This is a genomic window from Gemmobacter aquaticus (assembly GCF_007859075.1).
Taxonomy (GTDB): domain Bacteria; phylum Pseudomonadota; class Alphaproteobacteria; order Rhodobacterales; family Rhodobacteraceae; genus Gemmobacter; species Gemmobacter aquaticus.
The window spans coordinates 390,204-403,750 of the sequence record NZ_VOAK01000020.1; the positions used below are offsets into that span (position 1 = coordinate 390,204).

Here is a 13,547-nt window from a genome sequence, read left to right on the forward strand (position 1 = left end):
TGTGACGAATAGTCCGGAGTTATCGTAATGTTCTGCCCGTGTTCCCGGTTTGTGTCAAGCGGTTTCACCTAAAGGGGCAGGTACTCGGCCAGATCGCCGGCCCGGCGCGGGCCGTCGCCCAATGGGCGCACCAGCAAGGCGTCCGCCTCGGCCAGCACCCCAAGCAGGGCGGAATCCTGCCGCGTGAAAGGGGTGACCACCGGCGCGTCAGGCGACATCGTCAAGCTCGCGCGCATGTAATGCGTGCGCGGGCCGGTCGCATCGACATCAGAGCCGAGCCTTGCCTGCCGCAGTGGCAGAACGGGGGAGGGATCGCCCAGCATGGCGCGAACCAGAGGCAGCACGAAAAGATGCGCACAGACGATGGCAGAGACGGGGTTGCCCGGCAGTCCCAGCATCGGTGCGCCGCGCATCATTCCGGCCATCAGCGGCTTTCCGGGGCGCATAGCGATCTTGTAGAAGGCGCGCTTTAGCCCCATCCCCTCGGCCAGTCTCGCAACCACGTCATGGTCACCCACCGAGGCGCCACCGATCGTCACGATCAGATCGGCGCCATCGGCGAGGTCGAACACCGCGCGGAGCGAGGCTTCGGTATCGCGCGCGATCGGAAGCATCCGTACCCGGCCCCCGGCCTGTTCCACCAGGGCCTTGATCGCAAAAGAGTTGGACGCGACAATCTGGTCGGGCCCCGGCGTCTCGCCGGGCATGACCAGTTCATCCCCTGTCGCAATGATCGCAACCTCGGGCTTCCGGCGCACCGGAACTTCAGGCAGGTTCATCGCGGCCAACAGCGCGAGGTCAGAAGCGGATATCCGTTTGGGGCCAAAGGCTTGGCCAAGGCGGAAATCATCGCCACGCGGGCGGATATTGGTGTTTGCCGAGGCTTCGGTGATTGTAATCTGCGCCCCGTCGCGCCGGACGCTCTCTTGCAGCACCACACGCTGTGCGCCATCGGGCACCGGGGCGCCAGTGAAGATGCGCAGCGCCTCGCCCGCGTTGATCCGCCCGCCGAAGCCATGACCGGCGCCCGCCTCGCCGACGACGGTGTATGTCGCGCCAAGGGGGGCCTCGTCCGTAACGGCGTAGCCATCCATGGCCGAGGCGTCAAAGGGCGGTTGGTCGCGACGGGCGGCGACCGGTTCGGCCATCCAGCGCCCTGCGGCATCAGCCAGCGCAACCGTCTCGACCGGCATCACGCGGGCCAGCGCGAGCACATGGCCCAAGGCTTCCTCGACGGTGATCACGGCGCGGCCTCAAAGCGGCCGGATTTGCCGCCGTCCTTCAGAACGAGGTGTATCCCCTCTATCCGCATGGTTTTTTCGACAGCCTTGACCATGTCGTAGATCGTCAGGCAAGCGGTGGTAACAGCGGTCAGCGCCTCCATCTCCACCCCGGTCTGGCCGCCGGTCTTGACGGTCGCCTCGACCACGATGCCGGGCAGGTCAGGGTCTGGCGTCAGGTCGATCGCGACCTTGGTGATTGGCAAGGGGTGGCAGAGCGGAATCAGATCGGCCGTCTTCTTGGCGCCCATGATACCGGCCAGACGCGCAACGCCCAACACATCGCCCTTCTCGGCCCGGCCCTCGGTTACCAGGGCCAGCGTCTCGGCGCTCATCCTGACGGTGCCGCGCGCGATGGCGATGCGGGCCGTGACGGGCTTTTCCGACACATCGACCATATGGGCATGGCCGGCGGCGTCGAAATGCGTCAGCGCCATCACGCCCTCCCTTGCGAGGTCAAGGGCTGCGAAAGGATTGCGCGCGTTGCTGCCGCGACATCGGGCTGGCGCATCAGGCTTTCCCCGATCAGGAAGCAGCGCGCGCCATACTGGGCCATATCCGCAAGATCGCCAGGGGTGAAAAGGCCGCTTTCCGACACGATCAGTCGATCCTCGGGCACGCGGCGCGCCAGATCGCGGGTCGTGTCCAGCGTCACCTCGAAGGTGTGCAGATTGCGGTTGTTGATGCCGATCAGCGGCGATTTCAGCCGGGCGGCACGCTCGAGCTCGGCGCGGTCATGCACCTCGATCAGCACATCCATGCCCCACTGGATGGCGACCTGTTCCAGTTCGGCCGCCTCGGTATCGTCGAGTGAGGCCATGATCAGCAGGATGCAGTCTGCCTTCAGCGCGCGTGCCTCGACAATCTGGTAGGCGTCATGGATGAAGTCCTTGCGCAGGCAGGGCAGGCTGGTTGCGTCATGGGCCTGCGTCAGAAACTCATCGGCGCCCTGAAACGAGGGGCCGTCGGTCAGGACGGAAAGGCAGGTGGCGCCGCCTTCCTCATAGGCCTTGGAAAGGGCGGGCGGATCGAAGTCCGCGCGGATCAGGCCCTTGGAGGGGCTTGCCTTCTTGATCTCGGCGATCAACCCATAACCGGTGGTCGCGGCCTGTCGCAGCGCGCGGGCAAATCCACGTGGGGCTGGCGCGGCCTTTGCCGCGGCCTCCACCTCGGCCAAGGGTCGCTCTGCCTTGCGGGCGGCGATTTCTTCAAGCTTGTAGGCCTTGATGCGGTCGAGAATGGTGCTCATGTTGGTCTCCTTCCCAAAGGTCTAGCCGTTGCGGAAGCGTTTGAAAACCCGGCGTTTGCGTCTAGACCGACCAGTCGATCGGGGGTTCTTCCCGCGTCGCCAGCCAGTCGTTGACCCGGCTGAAGGGGCGCGAGCCGAAAAAGCCGCGATGGGCCGATAGCGGCGAGGGATGCGCGCTCTCGATGAACAGGTGCCGCGCGCGGGGCAGTCGGGCGCAAGCTGCCTGTGCTGGTCGTCCCCACAGAAGAAATGCGCGCGGCCCGTCCTCTGCGGTCGCCATCAGAATCTGCGACACCAGCGCCTCCCACCCCCAACGCTTGTGCCCAAAGGCCTGCCCGACCGGCACGGTCAGGACCGAGTTCAGAAGAAGCACGCCCTGCCGCGCCCAACCGGTGAGATCTCCATCCTTGCGATCAACGCCAAGGTCAGACCGCAACTCGGTCAGGATGTTGCGCAGCGAATCCCGTGCTGGCTCGCCCGGTGGAAAGCTGAAGGCAAGGCCCGTGGCCCGGCCCGGCGTGTGATAGGGGTCCTGGCCCAGAATGACGACGCGGACCTTTTCGCGTGGTGTCAGGTCCAGCGCTCGAAAGATCGCGGCCGGTTGCCAGCCAGGATTGTCAGTCAGTCGCGCAGCAAGGGCAGGCCAGTCGCGGGAAAAGAACGGCAGATCGGCCCAGCTTGCGGGCGGGGCAGGCAGCCCCACCTTACGCCGCCGTCAGGGCAACCAGCGCTTCCACCTTGCCGAGTGCCGCGCCGGAATCGAGCGACTCGCGGGCCAGTTCCACCCCTTCGGGCAGGCTGGGGGCACGATCCGCCACAACGAGTGCCGCCGCCGAGTTGAGCAGAACGGCATCGCGATAGGCCCCCGTCTCGCCCTCCAGTAGGCGGCGGAAGGCGGCGGCGTTTTCCTGCGGTGTACCGCCGATAATGGCCTCGAACGGGTGCGCGGGAAGGCCTGCATCCTCAGGATGGATGCTGAACTCGCGGATCTGCCCCCCCTCAAGCGCCGCGACGCGGGTGGGCGCGGCGATCGAGATTTCGTCCGTGCCATCCCCGCCATGCACGAGCCAGGCCTTTTCCGACCCCAGAACATGCAGCGTCTCGGCCATGGGGCGCAGCAGGGCATCGCTGAAGGTGCCGGTCAACTGACGCTTGGCGCCCGCCGGATTGGTCAGCGGCCCGAGGATGTTGAAGATCGTGCGCGTCCCAAGCTCGGTGCGCACCGGGCCCACGTGGCGCATAGCGGGGTGGTGCATCGGCGCCATCATGAAGCCGATCCCGGCCTCGGCCAGGCAACGTTCCACGATCTCCGGTCCGACCATCACATTGATGCCCATCTCTGTCAGTGCATCGGCCGCACCTGACTTGGACGACAGGTTCCTGTTGCCGTGCTTGGCGACCGGAACGCCCGCGCCCGCGACTACAAAGGCGGTTGCGGTCGAGATATTGAGCGTGCCTTTGCCATCGCCCCCGGTGCCCACTATGTCCATCGCGCCCGCAGGCGCGCGCACCGCATGGCATTTTGACCGCATGACGGATGCAGCCGCCGCATATTCCTCGACCGTCTCTCCCCGCGTGCGTAGCGCCATCAGAAAGCCGCCCATCTGTGCGGGCGTGGCCTCGCCCTCAAAGAGGGCGGCAAAGGCAGTTTCCGCCTCGGCGCGCGTCAGGGGGCGGGTGGCGGCAATACCGATCAGCGGCTTCAGGCGCTCGCTCATGCTGGCACCCGGGCGCTTTCAAGGAAGTTCTTCAGCAACTGATGCCCATGCTCGCTGGCGATGCTTTCGGGGTGGAACTGGACACCTTCGATGGGCAGCGTCTTGTGGCGCAATCCCATGATCGTGCCATCGTCAAGCCATGCCGTCACCTCAAGGCAGTCAGGCAGGGTGTCGCGTTCCACGACAAGGCTGTGATAGCGCGTGGCAAGGAAGGGCGAAGGCAGGCCACGGAATACGCCTTGGCCCGAATGGTGCATGGTGCCCATCTTGCCGTGAACAATCTCATGGCAGCGCACAACCTTGCCGCCAAAGGCCTCGCCAATCGTCTGGTGCCCAAGGCAGACACCCAGAAGAGGGATCTTCGCCTCGGCGGCGGCGGCGGTCAGCGGAAGGCAGATCCCGGCCTGGGCCGGATCGCAGGGGCCGGGGCTCAGCACGATCATCTCGGGGCGCAGGGCCATGGCTTCCTGCACGTTCAGCGCGTCGTTGCGCACCACGCGGACATCCGCCCCCAACTCGCCCAGATAATGGACGAGGTTGTAGGTGAAGCTGTCGTAATTGTCGATCAACAGAAGCATCGTGCCGGGCCTTGCGAAAAAGGGGATGTTTGGGGGTGAACCCCGCGCATCGTCGCGCTATACATGGGGCCAGCCGAAGGGGGAGGTCAAGTCAATCCACCCCCACGAGAGGCAGAAGTGTCCAGGGCGGAAGATACCGCCCGAACAGGTGGAGGCGGGATTGCGCGGGTTTGTGGCGGGTCTGTTCTGGGGTGGCATCGTAGCGGCAATTGGGCTTGGCGTGGTATCCGAACTCGCCCCGCTTCCGGCAAATCAGGACAAGGCGCCCGTCGCGGAAGCGGCCACCGCCGAGGTGCCATCGACCGAGCCGGTGTCCACCGCCGAGACCCCTGCGGCTGAGGTTGCAGCGCCCGCGACGCCTGAGCCTGCCGCGCCCGCCGAGGCTGACGCCGCGCCCCCGGCGACCCCCACGGCGGAACCCGAGCCTGCCGAGCCTGCCGCGCCTGCAGCTTCTCCTGCGCCGACTGAGCCAACGCCGACTGATCCAGCGGCCGCCGAACCTGCCCCCGCCGAACCTGCGCCCGTCGAGCCCGCCCCTCAGGCGACCCCACCGAAATCAGTGCCAACTGCCCCTGCGGCCGTGCCCGCGCCTGCGGGCCTGCCGCCCAGTCCCGCCACCACCCCCGAGGCAGAACCTGCGCCGCAGCCAAGTGCGCCAGTTGCACCGATTACGGGTGAGGGCGCAGATGCGGCCCCCGCACCGGCCGAGGCACCGCCGGCCCCGCCGTCGCCCGAACCCGCCGCCGCAGAACCCCCGGTTCCGGTGCAGCCCGCGCCCGATCAGGCGGCTGTCGATGACACCGATGCGCCCCTGCCCGGCGAGGTGCCCGCACATTCCCCGCTGGCCCCTGTGCCCGAGTCAGATAAGCCAGCCCCTGTCGTGGAGCCCGCCGCGCCAGCCGAGCCGCTGCTCGACCGCCCCGAACCGGGTCTGGAAGGCGAGGTTGAAGGTGTCACGACCAACCGGTTGCCGCGCATCGAGGCCGAGGCGCCCGCCACGCCCGAGGCCTCCAATGCCGCGCCCGCAGATCCGCGCCCCGTGGTGCGCTATGCCGCGGCCTTCGATAACCCGCAGGCCAAGCCTTTGTTCTCGATCCTCCTGATCGATGATGGACAGGCAAAGATTGACCGTGCTGCGCTTGCCGCGCTGGAGTTGCCTATCACCATTGTCCTCGATCCCGCCGCCCCTGGTGCAGAGTATCTGACCGAACTCTACCGCCGCGGCGGCAAGGAAGTGGCGATGCTGGCCACCCAGATCCCTGAAGGTGCGGCGCCGTCCGACTTGCAGGTGACGCTCGAAGCGCATGCCAAGGTCCTGGCGCAATCGGTCGCGGTCGTCGATCTGCCCGAGGGTGGGTTCCAGAACAACCGTCAGATCGCAGCCGACCTTGTGCCCTTCATCAAGGACCAGGGGCGTGGCCTTGTGACTTTTGACAAGGGGCTGAACGCGGGCGATCAGGTCGCGCAGCGCGAGGCGGTGCCATCCGCACTGATCTTCCGCGAGATCGATGCCGAGGGTGAGGATACCGCCGCCATGCGCCGCCATCTGGATCGGGCGGCATTCAAGGCGGCACAGGACGGCCGTGTTGCCGTTCTGGGGCGCGCGCAGCCTGATACGATCGCGGCGCTGCTGGAATGGTCGATCGAGGGGCGCGCAGGATCTGTTGCGCTTGCTCCGTTGACGGCTGTGCTGGTCACGCCAGAGTAAGAAAGGGGGCCATGGCCCCCTTTCCTGAAATCAGCTGTTGTGACGCCGGTCAAACATCCCGGCATCTTCCGCCGCGCGGCGCAGGGCCTTGGTCTTGTTGACGGTTTCCTGAAACTCGGATTCAGGATCGCTGTCAAAGACCACGCCGCCACCCGCCTGGGTGTAGAGCTTGCCATCCTTCAGAACGGCCGTGCGCAGCGCGATACAGAAATCCATCTCGCCATTCGCCGCGAAATACCCCACGCCGCCGCCATAGACGCCGCGCTTTTCAGGCTCCAGTTCGTCAATGATTTCCATAGCGCGAACTTTCGGGGCGCCCGACACGGTGCCCGCAGGCAGGCCTGCCAGCAGGGCGGAAAGGGCGTCCTCTCCCTCGGCCAGTTCACCCACGACGTTCGACACGATATGCATGACGTGGCTGTAGCGTTCGATGATGAACTTCTCGGTCGGACGCACGGTGCCGACCTTTGCGACCCGGCCCACATCGTTGCGACCAAGGTCCAGAAGCATCAGATGCTCGGCCAGTTCCTTCTGGTCAGACAGCAGGTCCAGTTCCAGCGCCTTGTCCTGCTCGGGTGTGGCGCCGCGCGGGCGGGTGCCGGCGATGGGGCGGATGGTCACCTCGCCCTCGCGCAGGCGGACAAGGATTTCGGGGCTCGCGCCCACGACCTGAAAGCCGCCGAAATTGAAGAAGAACATGAAGGGCGAGGGGTTGGTGCGCCGAAGACTGCGGTAGAACGCAAAGGGCGGCAGCTCAAAGCTTTGGGTCCAGCGTTGCGAGGGGACCACCTGAAAGATGTCCCCTGCGCGGATGTATTCCTTGGCCCGTTCGACGGCCTGCTTGTACCCCTCATGCGTGAAATTCGAGATCGCTGCCCCTACGGGTGTCGCCTCGCCAAGGTCACGCGTCGCGGTAGAGGGCGCGCGGTCCAGATCGCGCAGCGCGTCCATCACCCGTTCGGCGGCCTGCGCATAGGCGGCGCGAGCCGAAAGGCCGGATGAGACCCAGGCAGGCGAGACGATCGTGACCTCGCCCTTGACGCCGTCCAGCACCGCGATGACCGAGGGGCGCATCAGCACCGCATCAGGCAGACCCAGCGGATCGGGGTTCACATCTGGCAGATGCTCGACCAGCCGGATCATGTCATAGCCCAGATAGCCGAACAGGCCCGCGGCGATGGCCGGAAGATCGTCAGGCATCTCGATCCGGCATTCGGCCAGAAGCGTCCGAAGCGTTTCCAGCGGGTGACCGGGCAGGGACGCAAAGGCCTGCGGATCGAACCGGGCCTCGCGATTGATCTCGGACTGTTCGCCCCGGCAGCGCCAGATCAGGTCGGGCTTCATGCCGACCACCGAATAGCGACCGCGCACCTCGCCGCCGGTGACGCTTTCCAGCATGAAGGTATCGGCGCGCGCCTCGCCCAGCTTCAGCATCAGGCTGACGGGGGTATCCAGATCGGCGGCAAGCCGGGCGTAGACCAGTTGGTTATGCCCGGCGTTCCAGCCGCGCTCAAAGGCCTCATAAGAGGAGATCAGGGCCATCTTTCCTCCTTAGCGCAGCTGCGCGTGGACGGCATCGATGGCCGACTGATTGAACTGGATGCCGGCCCCGTTGGCGAGCCCGGTCGAGAACATCACGAAAGCATCCTGCGCAATCGCCTGTTCGACCTGTGCGGCGATGCCATCACGCAGCGCCTTGCCATCTGCGCTGGCTGCATCAACCGGCGTGATCTTGTCGACCTGCACCAGCCCCACATAGCCTGGCGTCTCGACAAGGCGTACGTCACCCACATCCATCTTGAAGGCCTCGGCCACGACCTCAGCGGGGGCGCCTTCGATCGCGCCGGCGCGGCTGGTATCCGGGCTGACATCCAGAATCCCGAACTGGCCCAAATGCGCCCCGGCCTCGACTTCGGCACGGATTTCCTCGCCCCGCGCCTTCAGGGCCTTCGCAAGGGTATCGGTCCGCCAGGCCTCGGCGACATCCTCTTTCACTTCATCAAACGGGATAGGGGCAGGGGGGACGATCTGGTCGAACTGGATCGCGGCCACGCCGCCGTCATTCAGCTGGATCGCTTCGGGGAAGTCACCTTCCTGCAGGGCCTCGGCCGCAGTGCGGAAGGCCGGATAGCCTGCGATCTTGTCATCCGACGCAGCAGAGAAGTCGATCTGGCCCAGTTCCATCCCCTGCTCTTTGGCAAGGTCGTCGATGGTGGCACCACCGGCCAGCGCATCATCGATGGCCTCGATCTTGTCGCCTATGGCACGGCGGGCGGCGTCCATCTGCAGTTCGGTTGCAAGGTCAGCGCGGGCTTGCTCAAAGGTGGTTTCCTGCGCCGAAAGGATGCCGTTCATGCGATAGAGCGCAGGCCCGAATTCCGAGGGAAGCGGCCCCACGACACCCGGTTCTGTCAGGGCAAAGACGTCTTCGGCCGCAGCTCCAAGTTCGTCTTTGCCGACATCACCCATGTCGACGTCAATCAGCTTGAGCCCGCGCGCGGCGACCAGCATCTCAAAGGTTTCGCCCGCGTCAAAGCGCGCACGCGCGTCTTTGGCCTCTGCCTCGGACGGGAAAACAAGGCGCTCGACGAGGCGACGCTCGGGCTGAATGTATTCTGCCTTGCGCTCATCATAGATGCGGCGCAGTTCGGCCTCGTCGACCGGCATGGTCGCGGCCAGCGCCTCGGGCAGAAGTGCCGCAAAGCGGATGCGTTTGGCCTCGGGCGCGGTGAACTGGGCGATGTTGGCGTCATAGAAGGCGCGCAGGGCAGCATCATCGGGATCTGCAATCGGCGTGGCAAGGCTGCTTTCGCGCAAGGTCAGCACGGTGATGCCCCGGCGCTCTGCTGCATGTGCGAGAAGCGTATCGGTCAGGGCGTCGGGTGCGGCAAATCCCCCTGCCACGGCACCCGATAGCAAGGCGCGGGACAGATCGCCCCGCATGCCGCTTTCAAATTCGGCGCGCGTCAGATTGTTGCGGCGCAGCGCATCATCATACATCGCAGTGTCGAAGGTGCCTGTCGGCCCCTGAAATGCCGGCATCCGGCCAATTTCGCGCGCAAGCACTGCATCGCCGACTGACAGGCCAATGCGCGCGGCTTCACCATCCAGCGCGGCTTGCGTCACAAGTGATTGCCGCACCCGCGCATCCACTCCAAGCGCGATGGCCTGCTGCAGATCGATCTGCGTGCCGGTCTGCTGGCCGAGGGCCGCAACCTCGTTCTGCAGGGCGCGAGCGTATTGGTTGGCATCGATCTCCTGCTCGCCGACCGAGCCGATCACCACACGGCCTGATCCAAAGTTGGTAATGCCATAGCCCCCGAGGCCGCCCACGATCATCGCAAGCAGGACCCCCGAAAGGACCGGAGCGCCGCGGCGCTTGCGTTTCGGGCTTTCGGATGCGGTATCTTGCGACATGACTGGCCTGCGTGTGAAAGGATCGCGTTGGTTCTATGCAGTTCCCGTGCGCGCGGCAAGGGTGGCGCGCGCAGCGCCATTCGGGGCGTTTGACGGAAGCGGCGCTACCAGCTGAAGGATTTCAGGCGCGCAAACATCTCGGCGATGCCCTTGCGATCGGCATTTGCGAAAGCGATGCGGAACTGGCGCGCGCCCTCGGGGTGTTCATCCGGCTGGAACATCGTTCCCGGCAGCATCAGCACCGCCTGTTCGCGTACCAGTCGCCGCGCCACCTCGGGCGAGGGGGCGTCGAACGGATGCTCGACATAGGCGAAATAGGCGCCACAGCCCAGAAGCCGCCAGCCCTCCAATGCCGAAAAACCGTCGACCATCGCGCGGCGGCGGTCGAGAATCTCGGCCCGCTCGCCGGCGACCCACTGCGCGAGGTTGCGCATCCCCCACAGCGCGCCGATCTGGCCAAGCTGGCTGGGGCAGATCGCGACGGTGTCGAGGAACTTTTCAACCTCGGACAGTCTCGCGGCCGAGGCGACGATTGCGCCCACCCGATGCCCGGTCAGCCGATAGGCCTTGGAGAAGGAATAGAGGTGCACAAGCACATCGGCCCAGTCGGGATCGCTGAACAATTCATGCGGGCGTCCGCCGATCTCGAGCCCGTGGCGGCTGTCGAAGTCGCGGTAGGTCTCATCCAGAACCAGCGCGATGCCTTGCGCGCGGCAAAGATCGCGGAAGGCCGCGACCAGCGCGGGTGGGTACTCAACCCCGCCGGGGTTGTTCGGGCTGACCAGAACGATTGCACGGGTCCGTGGGCCGATCAGCGCGGCGGCGCGCTCAGGGTCGGGCAACAGGCCATCGCCCGCGGCCAGCGGGACTGTGCGCACGCCCTGCATATCGAGCCACATCTTGTGATTGAAGTACCATGGCGTCGGCACGATCACCTCGTCACCCGCCCCTGCAAGGGTGGACATGACCGCCGTGAAGGCCTGGTTGCACCCTTGGGTGATCGCGACCTGATCGGGGGCGATTGCCCCGCCATAGGCCTGTGACCATTGCACGGCGATCTCTGCCCGCAGCTCTGGCATGCCCAGCACCGGGCCATAGAGATGCGCCTGAGGATCATTGATCGCAGCCTCGGCCAGCGCCTCGCGTAGCGCGAGCGGGGGGCTGTCGACGGGCGCGGCCTGGCTCACGTTGATCAGCGGGCGTTCATGGCTGAAGGTCAGCCCCTGCAGCCAGCGCCGCGCTTCCATCACCGGCGGCGGAAAGGTCGCGGCGATGGCGGGGTTCAGGGGGTGGACCATGTCAGGGCTCGCTGAATGAAGGGGCATCGTCAAGGTTGCGGGGGGAAAGGGGGGCTGTCTGCCCCCTCTGGGCCTTGCGGCCCATTCACCCCCGAGGATATTTCGGAAAAGAAGAAAGCCGCAGCGCTCTCATTCTTCTTTTCCGAAATATCCTCGGGGGGAGCGCCAAGGGCGCGTGGGGGGCGGAAAGCCCCCCCTTGTGCTGTCAGTCCTGGCCGCGCATCGGCTGGACATATTGCAGCGCCATATCCCAGGGGAAGAAGATCCAGGTGTCCTGGCTGACCTCGGTGATATAGGTGTCGACCTGCGGCTTGCCATGGGGCTTGGCATACACGGTTGCGAAATGCGCCTTGGGATACAGGCGGCGCACCAGCTCCAGCGTCTTGCCGCTGTCGACCAGATCATCAACCACCAGGATCCCCTCGCCGTCGCCCATCAGATCAACCTGCGGGCTTTTGGTCACCACGGCGTCGGTGCGTTCCTGATGGTTGTAGCTTTTGACCGAGATCGTATCGACGACCCGGATATCCAGCTCGCGGCTGACGATCATCGCCGGTACAAGCCCGCCGCGGGTGATGCCGACGACGGCCTTCCACGTCCCGCCTTCGCCCGGACCCTTGCCGTCGAGCCGCCAGGCCAGTGCGCGCGCATCGCGGTGGATCTGGTCCCAGCTGACGTGAAAGCCTTTTTCGTGGGGCAGGCGGTCGTTCATGTGCTCACTCCTTCAGGTGGCCGCGATCTTGGCGCCGAGCAGCGCAAGGAAACCGCCAAAGGTGCGGTCCATCGTGGATTTTGCCCCGATATAGGCGCGTCGGGTCGCGGGCAGTGAAAATAGTCGGGCGACGATTGTGTTCCACAGCGTCTCGACGAAGAACAGGAAAGACAGAAGCGCTGCCAGAACCCAGAGCGGCGTGCCGGGCGGCACCGTTCCAATGAAGATCGCCGATAGCACGACGGCCGGTTTGGGGTTCGACAGCTGTGTGATCACGCCAAGTCGGAATGCCGACCAGGCCGAGCGCGGTGGCTGTCCGGTACTGTCGGGCAGGGGTCTGGCGGCGCTGCGCCACATCTGGATGCCCATCCAGACTAGATAGACCCCGCCCGCGATCTTGAACGCCCAGAGCAGCGCCGGGGCGATCCTGAACAGCGCAGCCAGCCCCGAGAGCGCGAGCGCGGCCCAGAACACCGCGCCAATGCCGATACCCATGGCGAGGAAGAAACCGGTCCGCATCCCCTCGGTTACCCCGGTTCGCGCCGACATCAGCACCGCCGGACCGGGGCTGATGGCCCCCATGGTCAGCAGTGTTGCAACGGCAACGAAGGCGGTGATCGTCATTCCTTGCGCCCCGTAACCACATCAATGTCCGGTGCGTCGACGGCCTTCATGCCGACGACATGATAGCCCGCATCGACATGCAGGTTTTCACCCGTGGTGCCAGAGCCCAGGTCGGAGAGAAGATAGAGCGCGGCCTTGCCGACTTCTTCCTGCGTCACGTTGCGCCGCAGGGGCGAGTTCAACTCGTTCCACTTCATGATATAGCGGAAGTCACCGATACCGCTGGCAGCCAGCGTTTTGATCGGGCCTGCCGAGATGGCGTTGACGCGGATACCGTCCTTGCCCAGATCCTCGGCCAGATACATGACAGACGCCTCGAGCGCGGCCTTGGCCACACCCATCACGTTGTAATGCGGCATGACCTTTTCGGCACCGTAGTAGGTCAGCGTCAGCAGGCTTCCACCCGGCCCCATGATCGCCGCAGCGCGCTGGCAAACAGCGGTAAAGCTGAAAACCGAAATGTCCATGGTCATGCTGAAATTCGCGCGCGATGTATCGACATAGCGGCCGCGCAGCTCGTTCTTGTCGGAAAACCCGATGGCGTGGACGACGAAGTCAAGGCTGCCCCAGACCTCTTTCAGATGGGCGAACAGTCCATCGAGGGTGGCCTCATCGCCCACGTCGCAATCGTAGAACACGCTGGCGCCAATGCTCTCGGCAAGCGGTTGGACGCGCTTCAGAAGGGCCTCACCGTTGTAGGAGAAGGCAAGCTCGGCGCCTTGTGCCGCACAGGCCTGCGCGATGCCCCAGGCAATCGACTTGTCGTTCGCGAGACCCATGATGAGCCCGCGTTTCCCCTGTAGCAATCCGCCAGCCATGAAGTCCCCTCGTTCTTGGTGTCAGGGGTGCAGGTGTAGGGCATCGCCTGCGACGCATCAAGGGCGCGACAAAAGGTCCTAATTGGTGTCGCATTTCGGTGCGAGAGCGGTTTCTCGGCATGCCATGGTGGAAGTGCTTGCACGA

13 protein-coding genes are annotated in these 13,547 nt (G+C 65.4%); 1 reads left to right on the forward strand and 12 read right to left on the reverse strand.

What is annotated here, in order from left to right; translation table 11 throughout:
- Positions 1–68: 68 nt before the first annotated feature.
- From FQU74_RS11555 to FQU74_RS11580, 6 genes are all read right to left on the reverse strand, one after another.
- Complete coding sequence (locus FQU74_RS11555) at positions 69–1,244, reverse strand: molybdopterin molybdotransferase MoeA (RefSeq protein ID WP_146286609.1); 1,176 nt, start codon at positions 1,242–1,244, stop codon at positions 69–71.
- A complete protein-coding gene (moaC, locus tag FQU74_RS11560; protein WP_146286610.1) occupies positions 1,241–1,720 on the reverse strand; it encodes a cyclic pyranopterin monophosphate synthase MoaC in 480 nt (159 codons plus the stop codon). Before moaC ends, FQU74_RS11555 begins: the two co-directional genes overlap by 4 nt.
- Positions 1,717–2,529 (reverse strand): indole-3-glycerol phosphate synthase TrpC, encoded by an 813-nt coding sequence (gene trpC / locus FQU74_RS11565; RefSeq protein WP_146286611.1) that lies wholly within the window; start codon positions 2,527–2,529, stop codon positions 1,717–1,719. Before trpC ends, moaC begins: the two co-directional genes overlap by 4 nt.
- Positions 2,530–2,590: 61 nt before the next feature.
- On the reverse strand, positions 2,591–3,226 hold the full coding sequence (locus tag FQU74_RS11570; protein ID WP_146286663.1) for a uracil-DNA glycosylase: 636 nt from the start codon (positions 3,224–3,226) through the stop codon (positions 2,591–2,593).
- A gap of 7 nt (positions 3,227–3,233) precedes the next feature.
- On the reverse strand, positions 3,234–4,247 hold the full coding sequence (gene trpD / locus FQU74_RS11575) for an anthranilate phosphoribosyltransferase (protein WP_146286612.1): 1,014 nt from the start codon (positions 4,245–4,247) through the stop codon (positions 3,234–3,236).
- Positions 4,244–4,825, reverse strand: a complete 582-nt coding sequence (locus FQU74_RS11580; RefSeq protein ID WP_146286613.1) for an anthranilate synthase component II — start codon at positions 4,823–4,825, stop codon at positions 4,244–4,246. The genes trpD and FQU74_RS11580 overlap by 4 nt, the downstream gene beginning before the upstream one ends.
- Positions 4,826–4,985: 160 nt before the next feature.
- On the opposite strand from FQU74_RS11580, the gene FQU74_RS11585 reads away from it, so the two are divergent.
- Positions 4,986–6,533 carry a divergent polysaccharide deacetylase family protein gene (locus tag FQU74_RS11585; RefSeq protein ID WP_158635581.1) on the forward strand — a complete coding sequence of 516 codons (1,548 nt, stop codon included), beginning with the start codon at positions 4,986–4,988 and terminating at the stop codon, positions 6,531–6,533.
- 30 nt (positions 6,534–6,563) lie between these two features.
- Here the strand turns inward: FQU74_RS11585 and trpE are convergent, their stop codons facing one another.
- From trpE to fabI, 6 genes are all read right to left on the reverse strand, one after another.
- A complete protein-coding gene (trpE, locus tag FQU74_RS11590) occupies positions 6,564–8,075 on the reverse strand; it encodes an anthranilate synthase component I (protein ID WP_146286615.1) in 1,512 nt (503 codons plus the stop codon).
- Between the two features lie 9 nt (positions 8,076–8,084).
- Positions 8,085–9,950: a peptidyl-prolyl cis-trans isomerase gene (locus FQU74_RS11595; RefSeq protein WP_146286616.1), complete on the reverse strand. Its 1,866-nt coding sequence runs from the start codon at positions 9,948–9,950 to the stop codon at positions 8,085–8,087.
- Between the two features lie 104 nt (positions 9,951–10,054).
- Positions 10,055–11,248, reverse strand: coding sequence for an aminotransferase (locus FQU74_RS11600; protein ID WP_146286617.1), 1,194 nt, complete (start codon positions 11,246–11,248; stop codon positions 10,055–10,057).
- A gap of 205 nt (positions 11,249–11,453) precedes the next feature.
- Entirely contained in the window at positions 11,454–11,960 is a 507-nt protein-coding gene (gpt, locus tag FQU74_RS11605) for a xanthine phosphoribosyltransferase (RefSeq protein WP_146286618.1), read from the reverse strand.
- Positions 11,961–11,972: 12 nt separating this feature from the next.
- Complete coding sequence (locus FQU74_RS11610) at positions 11,973–12,584, reverse strand: LysE family translocator (RefSeq protein WP_146286619.1); 612 nt, start codon at positions 12,582–12,584, stop codon at positions 11,973–11,975.
- Positions 12,581–13,402, reverse strand: coding sequence for an enoyl-ACP reductase FabI (fabI, locus tag FQU74_RS11615; RefSeq protein WP_146286620.1), 822 nt, complete (start codon positions 13,400–13,402; stop codon positions 12,581–12,583). Before fabI ends, FQU74_RS11610 begins: the two co-directional genes overlap by 4 nt.
- Between the last annotated feature and the right edge of the window lie 145 nt (positions 13,403–13,547).